At 29.7% G+C, this 17,513-nt stretch carries 15 protein-coding genes and 1 pseudogene; 15 read left to right on the top strand and 1 reads right to left on the bottom strand.

Annotated elements, in window-relative coordinates:
* Window positions 1–13 precede the first annotated feature (13 nt).
* Window positions 14–493: a hypothetical protein gene (locus tag psyc5s11_RS17625; RefSeq protein ID WP_224033791.1), complete on the top strand. Its 480-nt coding sequence runs from the start codon at window positions 14–16 to the stop codon at window positions 491–493.
* A 197-nt stretch (window positions 494–690) separates the two neighbouring features.
* Here psyc5s11_RS17625 and psyc5s11_RS28315 read toward each other — a convergent pair.
* Window positions 691–1,864: pseudogene (locus tag psyc5s11_RS28315) on the bottom strand (IS110 family transposase).
* Window positions 1,865–2,230: 366 nt separating this feature from the next.
* On the opposite strand from psyc5s11_RS28315, the gene psyc5s11_RS17610 reads away from it, so the two are divergent.
* The 14 genes from psyc5s11_RS17610 to psyc5s11_RS17545 all read left to right on the top strand — a co-directional run bounded on the left by psyc5s11_RS17610 (window position 2,231) and on the right by psyc5s11_RS17545 (window position 17,069).
* Entirely contained in the window at window positions 2,231–2,872 is a 642-nt protein-coding gene (locus psyc5s11_RS17610) for a TNT domain-containing protein (protein ID WP_224033788.1), read from the top strand.
* Window positions 2,873–2,884: 12 nt separating this feature from the next.
* On the top strand, window positions 2,885–3,130 hold the full coding sequence (locus psyc5s11_RS17605; RefSeq protein ID WP_224033787.1) for a hypothetical protein: 246 nt from the start codon (window positions 2,885–2,887) through the stop codon (window positions 3,128–3,130).
* A gap of 1,272 nt (window positions 3,131–4,402) precedes the next feature.
* Entirely contained in the window at window positions 4,403–5,812 is a 1,410-nt protein-coding gene (locus tag psyc5s11_RS17600; RefSeq protein ID WP_224038218.1) for an ethanolamine ammonia-lyase reactivating factor EutA, read from the top strand.
* A gap of 39 nt (window positions 5,813–5,851) precedes the next feature.
* Window positions 5,852–7,189: an ethanolamine permease gene (eat, locus tag psyc5s11_RS17595; RefSeq protein ID WP_224033786.1), complete on the top strand. Its 1,338-nt coding sequence runs from the start codon at window positions 5,852–5,854 to the stop codon at window positions 7,187–7,189.
* 40 nt (window positions 7,190–7,229) lie between these two features.
* Window positions 7,230–8,597, top strand: coding sequence for an ethanolamine ammonia-lyase subunit EutB (locus tag psyc5s11_RS17590; protein WP_224033785.1), 1,368 nt, complete (start codon window positions 7,230–7,232; stop codon window positions 8,595–8,597).
* Window positions 8,598–8,600: 3 nt separating this feature from the next.
* Window positions 8,601–9,371 (top strand): ethanolamine ammonia-lyase subunit EutC, encoded by a 771-nt coding sequence (eutC, locus tag psyc5s11_RS17585; RefSeq protein WP_224033784.1) that lies wholly within the window; start codon window positions 8,601–8,603, stop codon window positions 9,369–9,371.
* Window positions 9,372–9,905: 534 nt separating this feature from the next.
* Window positions 9,906–11,078: an ABC transporter substrate-binding protein gene (locus psyc5s11_RS17580; RefSeq protein WP_224033783.1), complete on the top strand. Its 1,173-nt coding sequence runs from the start codon at window positions 9,906–9,908 to the stop codon at window positions 11,076–11,078.
* Between the two features lie 215 nt (window positions 11,079–11,293).
* Complete coding sequence (locus psyc5s11_RS17575; RefSeq protein WP_224033782.1) at window positions 11,294–12,178, top strand: branched-chain amino acid ABC transporter permease; 885 nt, start codon at window positions 11,294–11,296, stop codon at window positions 12,176–12,178.
* A gap of 9 nt (window positions 12,179–12,187) precedes the next feature.
* Complete coding sequence (locus psyc5s11_RS17570; RefSeq protein ID WP_224033781.1) at window positions 12,188–13,234, top strand: branched-chain amino acid ABC transporter permease; 1,047 nt, start codon at window positions 12,188–12,190, stop codon at window positions 13,232–13,234.
* A 1-nt stretch (window position 13,235) separates the two neighbouring features.
* On the top strand, window positions 13,236–14,006 hold the full coding sequence (locus psyc5s11_RS17565) for an ABC transporter ATP-binding protein (RefSeq protein ID WP_224033780.1): 771 nt from the start codon (window positions 13,236–13,238) through the stop codon (window positions 14,004–14,006).
* Between the two features lies 1 nt (window position 14,007).
* Entirely contained in the window at window positions 14,008–14,712 is a 705-nt protein-coding gene (locus psyc5s11_RS17560; protein ID WP_224033779.1) for an ABC transporter ATP-binding protein, read from the top strand.
* Between the two features lie 51 nt (window positions 14,713–14,763).
* On the top strand, window positions 14,764–15,387 hold the full coding sequence (locus psyc5s11_RS17555) for a cytidylate kinase-like family protein (RefSeq protein WP_224033778.1): 624 nt from the start codon (window positions 14,764–14,766) through the stop codon (window positions 15,385–15,387).
* Between the two features lie 132 nt (window positions 15,388–15,519).
* Window positions 15,520–15,975 (top strand): Lrp/AsnC family transcriptional regulator, encoded by a 456-nt coding sequence (locus psyc5s11_RS17550; protein WP_224033777.1) that lies wholly within the window; start codon window positions 15,520–15,522, stop codon window positions 15,973–15,975.
* Window positions 15,976–16,133: 158 nt separating this feature from the next.
* Window positions 16,134–17,069, top strand: a complete 936-nt coding sequence (locus psyc5s11_RS17545; RefSeq protein ID WP_224033776.1) for a DMT family transporter — start codon at window positions 16,134–16,136, stop codon at window positions 17,067–17,069.
* Window positions 17,070–17,513 lie beyond the last annotated feature (444 nt).

The raw sequence follows: 17,513 nt of genomic DNA, 5'->3' as shown, positions 1-17,513 counted from the left end.
GAGAAAAATGTATATGAATGAATTGATAGAGAGAATAAACAACATAAAATGGGATGTAGTTGGAAAAAATAATTCAGAAGTTGAAGCTGATTTTGGTTATGAATATTTAAGAAGATTGGCTAAATTTTTTAAAGAGGAATCAATTATGCCAATAAAACCTGTAATGGCAAATATAGCAAAGCTACTGGGAGATGTAGAGGAAGAGATAGTTATTTCTGACTATCTTAGCCCTGAGGCTGTAGAATTTGCAGGGGAAGGTATGTCTAAAAATATATTAAAGTATTATATTCAATTAGCTAGATATGCTGATAAAAATCCGAATGTGGATAAATATTTAAGTATATATGATCCATTAATTAAACTTCTTGAAAGAGGAGGAAAGTATGTTCTTAGCATAAATGAGTTGGATATAGTGAATGTTGCACGATATCCATTAAGACAATGGTATGAAAGATTTGTTGCAAAGGAACCAATTAATATAGATCAACTGTAATTATTACTAATAGAGTACTATGAATAGCTATATAAAAATGAAAAATATACTCTAACTAAAAATGTAAATCAGAATTATATTTAGAGATTCAGAAAGCCATTTTAAAATTGATATAATATTAAAAAAGACAATAAGAAATATAGCTATCAAAGATATAAAATTTTTAATAGCTCCATAAAGAAATATTTAAGTAAGGATTATGCCATAGGGACATAGTCCTTATTGTCTCTCATAATAGCAAAAACAATATGTGTCAATTTATTGGCTACCGCGCCAACGGCAGTTAAATGATGCTTACCTTCACTTCTTTTTTTGTTATAATATTCATTAAGAGGGCTATCATGCAAAGTGCATGTTGAAGCAGCTAAAAATAAAGCACGTCTAAGGTATGGTGAGCCTCTTTTAGACATTTTGTTATTATTTGATAAAAATTGACCAGATTGTTTAACCGTAGGATCTATTCCGGCATAAGCCACTAGGCTAGAAGAATTCTTAAAACGCTTAATATCACCAATTTCACTAAGGATAATAGCGCTAGTTACATGGCCAATTCCAGGAATGGAAGTTAAATGTGAATCAAATTGACTATAGTAAAATTCAATTTCTATATCCAAAGATTTGATTTGTTTTTCAAGAAAAAGTACTTGATCAATAAGTTGCTTTAATTGAAATTTAAAGGCATCTTGAGCTATTTTAATTCCAAAGGTATTTTTTAGCTGCATCTTGAATTTGTCCAGCCTTATTAAGCCCAAGTTGTCCACGGCTGTTTGTTTTTAATAATTTAGCTAATTCATTTATATCAAGTGCTAATATTTCTTCTGGAGTTTGATATTTTTCAAGAAGAGCTTTAGAGCTAGAACCCCAAGTATCAGAAAATAGTTTTTCATATTCAGGGAAAACTTGGTCAAGCACTGTAATTATTCTGCATTTAAGTTCAGAAACTTCAGTAGTTAAAGAAAGCCTATATCTACAAAGTTGTCTTAAAGCAAGGAGCTTGTCCTCGCAAAGCTTGGTATTAGTAAATTTACCGAATCTAATAACTTCAGCAATTATAAAAGAATCCTTAGTGTCATTTTTAGTTTGACGAATGTATAGATTTCTAAAACTATCGGACTGAATAGGATTAATAACATTTATGGTGTAGCCTTTTTCTAATAAAAATGAGTACAAAGAAAGCCAATAATGACCTGTAGCTTCAAGCCCAAAGATAACTTCAGAATCATAAATATGCTTATGAATATGTTCGATTAGTTTGTTTCCACCACTATGAGAATTAGTAAATTTTACTGATTTACCAATTATAGAGCCTTTATCATCAATAATAGTAGCTTCATGATTATTTTTACCAATATCAATTCCAACTATGTACACAAAAACCACCTCATTTAAAATAATTGTTTAGATAGAATCCTCTTATCTATGCAAGTTACATCCTAGTTTGATATACGAAAACTTGTAAAAATACAATTAACATCCAGCTTATACGCAACATCTCGCAAAGATGAGGTAACAGTCTTAGCAACGAGATCAAAAGATGTCTCAAGGGGGCAGACGTAAACCTCTATCTAGTACGAGAATATTGTCTCAAAAGATGAGTGATTAAACAATAGTTATTATAGTAACTTTAAGCCTATGGAAATGAGATATAGATTAAAGTTTTAGGGTGGGAACTATGTATTAATCTTTACAAGCTTATTATACTAGGGGGTAAGTAATCCTGCTTATGATATATTAAAAATGACAGATATGGAACGTACACAATATATATTAAATAATTCAGATTTATCTATTGGTGAAGTACAAGAATATTTAGATATTAACTACGCATTTGATACTAATGTAGGCGATACATTTCGCTCAGAAGGAATTATTGAAGCTAATAAAGATATAACAATACCTCGTTCCAAAGATTATTTGAATAGTAAAGGAAGAATTGATTATTCTGTTGTTCCTCCAGATGGATATGCTATAGATGCAACAACAGGAAAATTGTTAAAGGATGAAATTAAGGAAAATTTGACTGGCGTTAATCGAGTTTATGATAGATATGGTTCTGAATTTGGAAGCTATATGTCACCAGTAGGTGGAACACCTACAACTTTTGAACAAAGAGCATTAGCAACAGTACAAGATGAGACAACACATCACTATTATGAGGAGATAGGAAATTTAGCTGATATTGAAGGAGACATTAATAAAGCATCATTAACTGCAACAAGAAAGGCTGAATTATTAACAAAATTACATGATAATGGAGGTATAACATATGAGGGCAAAATAGCTCCAGGATATAATCAAATAGGTGGAGGAATTCAAACACAGACACCATTAATTGTAAAAGAGTTAATTGAAATAGGTACGCTTAGAAAAATACGTTAAGGAGTGTGAAATATGAATATTCAAGAGGTAATGAAAATTATTAGTGATGAAAAGATAGGAAGATGTGTTTATAAAAAAGAATTAAATGTTTTAATGATGGGACCGTTTGACTTAGAACATAAGAAAAACAAATGGTATGTAATAGAAAATATTGAACGAAGAGGAGAAGTTATAAAATTTGAAACAATTAATGAAAGTGAGGCATGTGAACATTTTCTTGAAGAAGTTCGAAGAAGAAAAATAGAAATTACTAATTGATGAAAACATCCAGCAAGCCATATAATGTGATATCACAAATATTGTGCAAATAGCAAATATAAACAGTTAAATTATAACTTCAGAGGTTATTGAGGGATAAATAGAAGTTAGTGCTTTACCAATAGATAAGACAGATGACATCATACAGATTGAGAACAAAGTTAATAACAATAAAACAAAAAATTCTCATTTAATAATAAAATTTGAATAATTGACTGCTTAATTAATATGATATTGACTGAATAAAAATATAGATACAGAGTAATATAGTAAATTCAATTAAGTTTGGAAAAGAACTTATTGCATAATAATAATTCTGTAGTAAGTTTGGAGACTACCATAGGAAAAACATACTCTAAAAACTGCAAATATCTATCAAAAGAGGGTTCTAATGCTAGTTACTATAGGAAAACATAGCATATTCAGCAAAAACTTCTTTTGATGACTAGCTAAGCTAATAGTAAACTCTAATAGATGGCTAATGAAGTATCTGTTGGAGTTTTTCTTTCTAAGGGCTAAGTTGGATACAATAGGGCACAGTTTGGGCGTACTTTGGACAAAGGAAATCTAGTGAAACAAATACTTTGGGTGTAAGGGCTAACTTTGAAATAAATTCATAGATAGAAGATAAGATAAAAGATATTAGAAAAATATGATTCTAATATAATTTTTAAAATGATACGTTTGATTGACTTTGAAAATTCAAAATAAAGTATATATTATTTAATGTATTAAATTATAAAGCGTGCAAAGATATAATAAAGCTCAAGTCTTTGGAATAGATTTTCACGATACAGATTTCTTTTATTACGAAATAGAAAACCTTAAAAAGATGGATGTTTAAGAGTTTTTATAATTCCTGATTTATTCACAATTTAAATTTCCATTATTGACAAAAAATATGGAAAGCATTATAATTATCTCATTGGTTTAAACAAGGGCGTTTAAAGAAGTTAATTCTTTAAGTGCCCTTATTTTATTTTTTTAGTAGAAATGATAATATTAAAAAAATATGTAAATGAGTTTAAGATGAGGTTAGGCGATAATATACATTTATTATGTAAGTATTTATTATGAAATATTATTACTTTTATATTTTACAAATTAATAAACAATAAAGGACAATGGTGTCAAAAAGTAATTTGCGCCATTGTTCTTTTTTTGCCTCTATATAAATAAAAAGTTTTTTAGTAATGTACATAAGTAAAATAATATTTCAGAAATAACAATTACATTGAAATTATATGTTCATAAGAAAAGAGGTGAGAGTATATTTTAAAAAATGAAATATATAGTATAGGCGTTGATATTGGGACATCAACAACTGAAGTTATAGTCAGTAAATTAAAGATTAAAAATATTTTGAGTTCTTCATTAATTGAGGAAACAGTAATTGAAGACAAAGAAATAATATATAAAAGTCCTATTGTATTTACTCCTCTTTTAGATGAAGTCACTATAGATTTTATAAAGATTAAGGATATTGTTTCAGAAGCTATTAAACTAAGTAAAGTAGAAAAAAGTAATATATCTACAGGAGCAGTGATTATAACCGGAGAAACCGCAAGAAAAGAAAATGCCAGTGAAGTATCAAAAAATCTTTCAGAGTACTTAGGAGATTTTATTGTAGCAACAGCTGGACCTAAGCTTGAATCATTACTTGCTGGATATGGTTCTGGTGCCTGTGATATTTCAAAAAAACTTAATAGGAGAATAATAAATCTTGATATTGGAGGAGGAACAACTAATGTATCTATATTCAACTGTGGTGAATGTGAGCAAACTTTTGCATTAGATATTGGTGGAAGGCTTATAAAGTTTGATTATGAAGGAAAAGTCAGTTATATTTCAAAAAGAATTGAATTTCTCATAGAGGATATGAACATTAATATTAAAAGTGGAAAAAAGGTTGAATTAAAAGAGCTAGAGATTATATGCAAGAAATTAGCAAAGAGCTTATTAGAAGTTTGTTGCTTAAAACAATTGTGTGAAGATACAAGAAGATTATTTATAAGCGAAGAATTCGAGCCATTCAAAGTTGATTATATAAGTTTCTCAGGTGGAGTAGGAGAATATATAGGTGAAACTTATGAAAATATTCAAGCTAAAGACATATTAAAACATGATGATATTGGACATCTACTCGGAGCATGTATAAGTAAGGAATTTGAAAATTATAAAGAAATGTTAGTATCACCTAAGGAAAAAATAAGAGCAACAGTAATTGGTGCAGGAAATCATTCTCTAACAATAAGTGGTAGCACAATAGCTTTTGATAAATGCATATTACCACTTAAAAATATACCTATAATTAAATTGTTTGACAAAGAAGAAAAGTTAAATGAGATATATTTACTAGGAAAGAAAAAGCTTGGTATGTATGAGGATACTACAGTTGCAATTTCACTTATAGGACCTAAGAGTCCAAGCTATGAAGAAACAAAGGTAATTGCAAATGAAATAATAAAGCTTTTTGAAGAAACTAATGGACCAATAATTGTTGTTTTAGAAAATGATTTTGCAAAAGCACTCGGACAAGTAATTTCTTTAAGTTTAAATAAGAAAAGAGAAGTTATATGCATAGATAAAATATCTACAAGAAATGGAGATTATATTGATATAGGATTGCCAATGGGTAATTCAATACCAGTAGTTATAAAAACTTTGATATATAATTGTTAAGAAATAAAACAATAAAATTAATAATAAGGAGTGGTAAAAATGAAAAATGAATTAAAAAAGACATTAAAACCAATACAACTTTGGGGAATAATCGTTGGGATGGTTATATCAGGAATGTATTGTGGATGGAATTATGCTTTAGAATTTACTAGCCCAGTTGGGTTTATTATAGCAATATTAATAGTTACAGTTTTTTATACTACATTTATGTTTAGTTATGCAGAACTTTCAACTGCAATTCCGCATGCTGGAGGACCTTCTGCATATGCTTCAAAAGCACTTGGAAAATTTGGAGGTTTTGTTGCAGGATTTTCATGTTTAGTGGAATTTTTATTTGCAACGCCAGCAATAGCATTGTCAATAGGTGCATATATTAATTTTTTAATACCATCAGTACCTATAGTACTCGCAGCATTAATTGCATATGGAGTATTTGTTCTTATAAATTGTTTAGGAATAGAGACAGCAGCTAAGGTTGAACTTATTGTTACTATTGTAGCGATAGGAGGATTACTTTTATTTATAGGGGCAGGAGCTCCACATATTGAAATGAATAATATTCTTGGTGGAGAAGTTTTTAAAGGTGGACTTGGTGGAATATTTAGTGCAATACCTTTTGCTATTTGGTTTTATTTAGCTGTAGAAGGTGGAGCAATGTCAGCTGAGGAATGTGAAAATCCAAAGAAAGATATACCAAAAGGTTTTATATTAGGAATAGTTACTCTTGTTATATTGGCTCTTGGAACATTCTTTGTAACAGCTGGAATTTCAAACGCAAGTGATTTAAGTGCAATGGCTTCACCATTACCTACAGCATTAGAAGGAATATATGGAGCAGGTTTATTATCTAATGCAATGAGTTTTATTGGATTATTTGGACTTGTAGCAAGTTTACATGGAATAATAATTGGATATTCAAGACAAGGATTTGCAATGTCTAGAGCAGGGTATTTACCTAAGTTTTTATCAAAGGTAAATTCTAAAGGAGCACCAGTATATTCAATAGTAATAATGAGCTTAATTGGGATGATTTTTGTTTTAACAGGACAAACAGCTGTAATTATTGTTATATCATGTTTTGGGGCTGTAGCTTTATATATAATAAGTATGATTTCTTTATTCATTTTAAGAAATAAAGAACCAAACCTTAATAGACCATTTAAAGTATCATATCCAATAGTTCCATCAATAGCACTTGTAATAGCTCTAGTATTTTTAGTAGCACTTACAATTTCAAATATTTCAACTGTATCTTGGGTAGTAGGAGCTTACGCACTTGCAATAATTTATTATTTTGTATATTCTAAAATGCAAGGTGCAAATACAGAAGAATTAAAAGAAGACTTCAATGAAGAAATTGACGTTGAAACTATCTAGAAAAAATTAATGGTGAAAATATCTATAAGGAGTGACATATATGATTTTAAGAACAACCCTTTTTGGAAATGTGTATAATTTTTCAGATGTGAAGGAAGTTCTTGCAAAAGCAAATGAAGAAAAGTCTGGAGATAGACTTGCAGGAATTATAGCTAGTTCAACTGAAGAAAGAGTAGCTGCAAAGGTTGTGCTTTCAGAGTTAACTGTAGGTGATTTAAGAAATAATCCAGTGGTAGATTATGACACAGATGAAGTGACTAGAGTAATTCAAGATGGAGTAAATGAGGAAGTTTATAATAAAATAAAGTCTATGACAATTGGAGAATTTAGAGAATTTCTTTTATCATCAAGTGGAGAAGAAATAAAAGAGATAAGAGATGGATTAACTTCAGAAGTTGTAGCAGGTGTAACTAAGCTTATGAGTAATATGGATCTTATATGTGCTTCAAGAAAAATAGTTAATATAGCAACTTGTAATACAACTATTGGAAACATTGGAACTCTTTCTGCAAGACTTCAACCTAATCATCCAACAGATAATATAGATGGAATAATGGCATCTGTTATGGAAGGTATAAGTTATGGTGTTGGAGATGCATTAATTGGACTTAATCCGGCAGTAGATACAATTGATAGTGTTTCCAATATACTCAAGGTATTTAAAGACTTTATGAACAAGTTTAAAATACCAACTCAAAATTGTGTTTTAGCACATGTAACTACTCAAATGGAAGCTATTAAAAAAGGCGCACCTATGGATTTGATGTTTCAAAGTATAGCAGGTTCTGAAATTTCAAATAGAGCCTTTGGAATAGATGTAAAATTGTTAGATGAAGCTTATTCACTTATGAAGGAATTGAAATCTTCTAAGGGAGATAATTTTATGTATTTTGAAACTGGACAAGGTTCTGAATTATCTTCAGAAGGGCATAATGGAGCAGATCAACTTACTATGGAGGCTAGATGTTATGGGCTTGCAAAAAAATATAATCCTTTTTTAGTTAATACAGTTGTAGGATTTATAGGACCAGAATACCTTTATGATGGAGCACAAGTTATAAGGGCAGGACTTGAGGATCATTTTATGGGCAAGCTAACAGGTCTTTCTATGGGGGTAGATGTTTGTTATACAAATCATATGAAGGCAGATCAAAATGATTTAGAAAACTTAGCAGTTTTACTTGCACAAGCTAACTGTAATTATTTTATGGGTGTTCCTGGTGGCGATGATGTAATGTTAATGTATCAATCTACAAGCTATCATGATATTGCAACTTTGAGGGAAGTAACAAATAAAAGACCAATTAAAGAATTTGAAATGAGACTAGAGGAAATTGGTATAATGAAAAATGGAATATTGACAAATAGGGCAGGAGATCCGTCAATATTTTTGAAGATGGGGGTATAATTTATGGATCATGATATTTTAGAAGATATATCCACCATTGATTTAAGTAATAGAGTTTCAGTAGATGATCCGATAGATTATAAAGGTTGTATGATTTTAAGAAAATCAACACCAGCAAGAATTTGTACTGGAAGAGCAGGGTCAAGATATAAAACAAGTGATTACTTGAGGCTAATGGCAGATCATGCAATTGCAATGGATGCAGTTTGGTCCAATGTAGATGAAAGCGTAGTTGATGAGTTGGGTTTTTTAAAATTTCAAACATTAGCAATGGATAAGGAAGAATATATAACGAGACCAGATTTAGGAAGAAGTTTTTCAAATGAAGTTATAGATCATATAAAAGATAAATGTATAAACAATATAGACGTACAAATAATAGCTGGAGATGGATTAAGCTCACCAGCCATAACTTCAAATTTAAAAGATATATATCCTATGATAGTTGATGGAGTAAAAGGAAAAGGCTATAGTTTAGGAACACCAATTTTTGTCAAATATGCTAGAGTTGCAACTATGGATAAAATAAGTGAAGCAATAAACGCAAAAATTACACTAATATTGATAGGTGAAAGACCTGGACTTGCAACAGGAGAGAGTATGAGCTGTTATATAGCATACCAAGCAAGTAGTAAAAAGCCAGAATCACAAAGAACTGTAATATCAAATATACACAAAAATGGAATGCCTCCAGTAGAAGCAGGAGCACAAATCGTCCAATTAATTGAAATATTAATGAAGGAAAAGAAAAGTGGAATAGATCTTAAACTTTAAAATAAAGTAAGGCTATAAGTATTTTTCTTTTAAAAGTAAAAAAGATAGAATTTTATCCTTTAAAATTAGGACGAGATTCTATCTTTTTTGTTAATTCACAGTTTCAAATAAATATACAAGTTAAATTATGAAAACAGAATAATTCGTTATTTTGGATAAATAACCGTAAATTTTCTGTATTTACAATTAAAATAATAATTTTTATTGACAAACATGTAGTATACAGTATAATAAACTTATACACAATGGCTGGTGTTAATTCACCAGCCATATTTTTTTATAATAATTTTAACGTTAAAAATTTATTATATAATAATTATACGAAAATCATTCAAACTATAACAATAAATGTTATTATGCAAAAATGGTACAACCTATAAAATAGAATAAAGAAAAATATTTAAATGTTTAAATATAAGACAAAGGTGTCTGTAATTTCAATTGAGATTTTATAGGCATCTTTTTTTGTATAAAAAAAAGGAGAAATAATAACTAAAATTAATTAAAAAAATAAAAGATATGGGGGAAATTATTATGATAAGAAAGACATTATTCAAAAAATCATTAGGGGTAATAATAGCAATGGTACTTACAATGTCAATGGTTGTAGGTTGTAGTGAAACGTCAAAGGGAGATTCAGCTAGCGGAAAAACAATAAAACTTGGTGGAGTTTTCCCAATAACTGGTGATGTCCCAGCGTTAGGAGCAGCAATGGACAATGGAGCGAAATTAGCAATCAAAGAAATTAATGCATCTGGTGGAGTTCTTGGTAAACAATTGGATTTTATTGTAGAAGATGATCAAAATCAAGCATCAACAGCACCAAATGCAATTACAAAATTAATAGAACAAGATAAGGTAAGTGCAGTAATTGGAACTTATGCAAGTAAATGCTCAATTCCAATGGCAGCAGTTGCAAAAGCATCAAAGGTAGTTATGATTACTCCAGGATCAACAAATGAGAAGGTAACTACTGAGGGTGGAGAATATGTATTTAGAGCATGTTTTATTGATCCATTACAAGGGAAGATTGGTGCAAAATTTGCAGCAGAAAATCTTAAAGCTAAAAAAGTAGCTATGCTTTATGATGTAGGAAATGATTATTGTGTAGGTATTTCAAAAGAGTTCAAAGCAAATTTTGAATCTTCTGGTGGTACTATAGCTTATGAAAAAACTTATAATACAGGAGAAAGTGATTTTAAGGCATTTTTAACTGAAATTAAAGAATTAAATGTAGATGTATTGTATCTTCCAGACAATTACTCAACTGTAGGATTAATTGCAAAGCAAGCAAAGGAAGTTGGTATTACAGCAAAATTACTCGGTAGTGATTCATGGAGTGATCCAGGACTTGTACAAGTTGGTGGAGCTGCAGTTGAAGGAGCTTACTTTACAGATCACGTATCACTAAAGTCAGATAATGAAAAAATCAAAAAATTTGTTTCAAGTTACAAGGCAGAGTATAATGCTGATCCAAGTGCATTCTCAGTACTTAGCTATGATTCAGTATACATTGTAGCAGAAGCAATTAAAGCAGCAGGTAGTACAGATGAAGTTGCAATCAAGGATGCAATGACAAAATTAGATGTAGATTGTGGAACAACTCATTATAAATTTGATGAAAAACGTAACCCAATTAAGAGCATAGTTATTAATAAGGTTGTAAATGGAGAGTTTAACTTCGAAACTGAAATTGCAGCTAAATAACAAGGTACCCCTTGAGGGTATAAAGTGATACTTATTAATTTAAGTGAGGTTTTATTGAAATTTAAATATTACTTGAACTAAAAAGAATAATAGAAAAAAAGAAATTTTAATAAATTTAATATTAAACGACTGTATCAAAGGCGATGCATAATAGTTAGTGTACGCTTATGATATAGTCGTTTTTATTATCAAAAAAAGTAAAGGAGAGGATCAATATGAATACTTTATTACAACAACTTGTAAATGGTGTAAGCCTTGGTAGCGTATATGCATTAATAGCTATCGGCTATACCATGGTATACGGTATTATTAAATTAATTAATTTTGCTCATTGTGATATTTATATGGTTGGTGCTTTTGCAGGATATTATGCAGCAACGGTACTGGGATTTGGATTTATTGGATGTTTACTTTTTTCCATGATTTTATGTGCATTATTAGGTATGGCAATTGAAAGAATTGCATACAAGCCCCTTAGAAATTCACCAAAGGTAACATTGTTAATCACTACTGTGGGTATGGAGCTTTTATTACAAAATCTTATGAAGGCTGATTTTATGGCAGGTCCAAATACAAGAACCTTTCCAGAGGTACTTCCTTTAGTATCTTATAATATTGGACCAATTACAATTAGTAACTTACAGTTAATTTCATTTGCTGTCACAATAATATTATGTCTTATATTGCAATATATAGTTACTAAAACGCAAACAGGCAGAGCTATGAGGGCAACATCTTATGATAGAGATGCAGCAGCTTTAATGGGAATAAATATTAATAAAGTTATTTCTTTAACATTTGCTTTAGGTTCAGCATTAGCAGCAACAGCTGGTGTATTAGTTGGTATGCTTTATCCTAGACTTGAACCTGCTATGGGTGTTATGCCAGGACTTAAATCTTTTGTAGCAGCTGTTCTTGGAGGAATTGGTATTATACCTGGAGCAATGTTTGGTGGAGTTGTAATGGGACTTATTGAAACACTATCAAAGGTATATATTAGTTCGGGTTTATCCGATGCAATTGCATTTTCTATTTTAATTATAATTCTTCTTGTAAAACCAACTGGTATCTTTGGTAAATCTGATAATGTGAAGGTGTAGGTGATAATTATGCAAACAAAGATAAAAGGTAATGAAAAAAATGTGAATATAAATTTAGTTAAAACCACATATATCAGATATGCACTTACATTGGTAGTTCTTGCTTTAACCTATGGACTTTTAATGTTTCTTGTAAATCAAGGTATAATTGATAACTACATACTTAGAATTATGAAGCAAGTTGGAATTTTTGTAATTGCAGCACTTGGACTTAATCTTATATTGGGTTTTACAGGACAGTTCACTATGGGCCATGCGGCATTTATGTCAATTGGAGCATATGCTTCAGCAATAATGACAAAAAATTTCGATATCCCATTTCCAATTGCTTTGATTGTAGGCGTTATTTTATCAGCAATTTTAGCAGCATTAATTGGATATCCAATACTCAGACTTAAGGGTGATTATTTAGCTATTTGCACCTTGGGATTTGGCGAAATAGTAAAGGTAATAATTCAAAATGTCGATTATGTTGGAGGTGCTAGAGGAATTTCAGCAATACCAACAAAAACTTCATTTCTAATAGTATTTTTTGGAGTAGCACTTTGTTATGCAATACTTAAGAATTTGATTCATTCCTCAAAAGGTAGAGCAATAATGTCTGTTAGAGAAGATGAAATAGCAGCAGAAGCAATGGGCATTAACTCTACAAAATATAAAATGATTGCTTTTATTATAGGTAGTAGTATGGCAGGTCTTGCAGGAGGATTATATGCTCACTTTAATACTTTTATTGATCCAGCGAGTTTTAACTTTGCTAAATCTATTGAGTTAATTACTTATGTTGTACTCGGTGGTATGGGAAGTTTATCTGGGACTGTACTTGGGACCACAATTCTTATATATTTACCTGAAGGATTAAGAGGACTTAGTAGTGTATTTAAGGATTATAGAATGCTTATATATGCATTTTTACTTGTACTAATGATGATTTTTCGTCCACAAGGTATTCTTGGAACAAGAGAGATTTCAGTTGCAAATATTATAAAGTTTATTAAAGGAATTAAAAATATGTCATTTAAAGATATCTTAAAAAGAAAAAAGGCAGGTGAGTAGTATGTCTTTACTTTCAGTAGAGAATTTAACAATAATTTTTGGTGGTCTTGTTGCTGTTTCTGACGTGAATATGGAGATAGGAGATCATCAGTTAATAGGTTTAATTGGACCCAATGGTGCAGGTAAGACAACACTTTTTAATATGCTTACTGGTGTTTATAAACCAACACGTGGGAAAATAGAAGTAAATGGGGAACGTATTGATGGAACTAAACCTTATGATATTACATCAAAACGTATTTCTAGAACTTTTCAAAACATTAGACTTTTTCAAGAATTAACAGTGTTAGAAAATGTTATGATTAGTTTTGATTTTCAAGCAAAAGCTAATTTATTTAGTTCTGTAATTCATACACCAGCTCAAATTTTAGAAGAAGAAAAAATGAAAAAAGAGGCCTTAGATATACTTAAGATTTTCAGCTTGGATGATAAGGCAGATGATCTTGCAAAAAACCTTCCTTATGGTAAGCAAAGAAGATTAGAAATAGCTAGGGCATTGGCTGCAAAGCCAAAACTTTTACTTCTTGATGAACCTGCAGCAGGTATGAATCCACAAGAGACCATAGAACTTACCGAACTTATTCGTTGGATAAAAGATGAGTTTAAAATTTCTATTTTGCTTATTGAACATGATATGAAACTTGTAATGAATGTATGTGAATACATTTATGTACTTTCTTTTGGTCAAATTATAGCAAAGGGTATTCCAAAAGAAATTCAGAAAAATCCTCAAGTAATAGAAGCTTATTTAGGAAAGGGGGCTGCGAAATAATATGTTAAAGGTAAATAATATAAATGTATCTTATGGTGCAATTCACGCAATTCACGATCTAAGCTTAGAAGTGAATGATGGAGAAATTGTAACTTTAATTGGTGCAAATGGTGCTGGAAAAACAAGTACGCTTAGAGCTATTAGTGGTTTAACCCCAATTAAATCAGGTGAAATTATATATAATGATAAAGTAATAAGTACTCTTGGAGCACACAAAATCGTAGCTCATGGACTAAGCCAAGTACCAGAAGGAAGAAGAATATTTGGTGATCAAACAGTAGAAGAAAATCTTTTACTTGGAGCATATCTTAGAAAAAACAAATCCGAAATCAAAGAATCAATGGAAGAGGTATTTAATTCGTTTCCAAGAATAATGGAAAGAAGAAAACAGCTTGCAGGAACTTTGTCAGGTGGTGAGCAACAAATGCTTGCAATTGGTAGAGCATTAATGGCAAAGCCTAAATTATTATTACTTGATGAGCCATCTATGGGACTTGCACCCATTATAGTTGAAGAAATATTTGAAATTATAAAAAAAATTCGTAACTCGGGAACAACTATTCTTTTAGTAGAGCAAAATGCCAATGCTGCACTTCAAATAGCAGATCGTGGATATGTATTAGAAACAGGTAGCGTTGTCATAGAAGGATTAGCAAAGAACTTATTAAATGATGATTCTGTTAGACGCGCATACTTAGGAGAATAAAGTAAAAAAATAGTGATATAAATTTTTTCAAAGAGAAGGGTGGGAAATAACATGGATAATTTTGTGATTGCAATCACTAGAACGTGTGGAAGTGGTGGAACAACCATTGGGAAAATGCTTTCAAATGATTTCAAAATCAATATGTATGACAAAGAATTATTACGTTTAGCATCAGATGATAGTGGTATTAATGAATCACTATTTAGTAATGCAGATGAAAATATGAAAAATAGTCTCTTATATAGGGTGTCAAAAAATGTATACAATGGAGAGCTAATTCCGCCAGAAAGCAATGATTTTACTTCAAATGATAATTTATTTAACTATCAAGCTAAGATACTTAGAGAACTTGCAGAAAAAGAATCTTATGTTGTAATAGGACGTTGTGCAGATTATATTTTAAAGGATAAACCAAATGTATTTAAGATTTTTATTCATTCATCTTATAATGATTGTATTAAGCATGAGATGGAAAGCCTTTGTATTACAGAAAAAGAGGCAATTAAGCAAGTTAAGAAATTAGATAAGTATAGAAAAGAATATTATTATTATCATACAGGCAAGAAGTGGGAAAATGTAAAAAACTATGATTTGTGTATTGATACCAGTAAATTAGGATTTGAAAAAAGTGTTAAATATATTACAGAATATATTAAATTAAGAATGGACTTATGATATGAATTAATACACTTGTAAAAAAATTATTTTTGACTATAAATAATAAAAAGTTCGTTACATTAATATACCTGTAAATTCTATAAAATAAAGGGTTTACAGGTTTATTTTTAATAGTTTGAGGGGGTAGTTATGGATAACATGGATTATAAAATATTAAAATGTCTAAAATCAAATGCAAGATATAAAGCATCTGACATAAGTAAGGAAATTCATTTATCAATTTCCGCAGTTATTGAACGTATACACAAAATGGAAAAAAATAATGTGATTACAAATTATACAATAATAGTAGATCAAAAAAAATTAGACAATGATGTGAGTGCTTTGATGGAGATTAGTCTTGAGCATCCCAAATACTACGATTCTTTTACTGAGGCAATTGAATTAAATGCTAATATTGTTTCATCTTATTATTTGACTGGAGATTATGACTTTATGCTTAAAATTATTTGCCAATCCTCGGATCATCTTGAAAAAATTCATCGACAGATAAAAAGCCTAGAAGGAGTATCAGCAACAAAAACTCATTTTATTTTGAAAAATATTAAAAACATATTTTGTGTAATACCGGAGACAGATAATTAAAGTACTTAGAATGAAACTTTTAGAGAAGGAAATTTCAACATAAAATTTTTAGAAATATGTAAAGATTTATTATAATATATTCGTTAATACCATAATTTTGTCGTGTAGATATGGTTACTCTTAATTATATATACTTTATAAATATGAGGAGTTTAAAAATGATAAAATCACTTATACTGGGAATATTAGCTTCTTTCTTTTTTGCTTTTACTTTTGTACTTAATCAACAAATGAATATATCAGGTGGTAGTTGGCTATGGAGTTCATCTTTAAGATACATTTTTATGTTACCCATTTTATTTATTATTATGATTATAAGAAATGAATTATTTGATGTATTAAATGATATAATAAAAAACCCTATTCAATGGATTACTTGGAGTACAATAGGGTTTGGATTATTTTATGCGCCTTTATGTTTTGCTTCAGAATATGGGACCTCATGGTTAGTTGCTGGAACTTGGCAAATAACTATAGTTGCTGGTGCATTTATGTCGCCATTATTTTTTAAAACTATAGAAATTAAAAATAGAATCTATAAAATAAGAAATAAAATACCTAAAAAATTTCTAGTAATTTCTTCAATAATTTTGTTAGGCATATATTTAATGCAGTCTGAGGAAGCAAGCGATATCTTTGATTTAAAAATATTATTAGGAATTATATCTGTTATTTTAGCAGCATTCTCTTATCCCCTTGGTAATCGTAAAATGATAGAAGTTTGTGATAATAGATTTAACACATTTCAAAGGGTATTTGGCATGACACTATGTAGTATGCCTTTTTGGATAATCATATCAATATATGGTTGTGTTTCTTTTGGATTACCAAGTAAAGGACAAGTAGTACAATCATTTATAGTTGCTATTTTTTCTGGAATTATTGCTACAATATTATTTTTTAAAGCAACTGATATAGTAAGTTATGATACATACAAATTATCAATAGTAGAATCGACACAGTCTGGTGAAGTAATATTTACACTTTTAGGGGGAATAACTATATTTCATGATAAAGCGCCAACAATGATTGGTTTAATAGGAGTAATACTAGTGGTTAGTGGAATGATTTTAAATTGTCTTATTGAAAAGTAAGGCACATGAAAATAAATAACAAGTCCAAAGTTGCCATGAATATTTTTCATCAGGCAAGGAGACGAATCGCCCTCATAGCGGGCCTATTAGGTCAATTTGCCGACGTAGCATGATGGAAAATAGTCTGGCAAATGGACTTGTTATTTTTTTGATTGTGCCTAATCTTAATATGTTATGAAAATTTCTACTGTAGCTATAAAAATTAGTTTATTTATAAGACTGCAAATTTTACGTAATATATAGTAAAAGACATTAAATATTTTGGCTTTATAGTATAATTAAAATAAATTATACGTAAATTTGAAAAAATATTGAAAAAAATTAATATGAGATGTACTATATACTCATATTTAAAAAATTTATTAAAAACCATATATATTTAGACAAAGAAGTCAAAGTTAATATGTCTAATTATATGTGGTTTTTTATTATTTATAGGAGGAT

This window comes from Clostridium gelidum (genome assembly GCF_019977655.1).
Taxonomy (GTDB): domain Bacteria; phylum Bacillota; class Clostridia; order Clostridiales; family Clostridiaceae; genus Clostridium; species Clostridium gelidum.
Note: the sequence above shows the minus strand (reverse complement) of the source record. Positions and strands in the feature narration are given on the sequence as shown.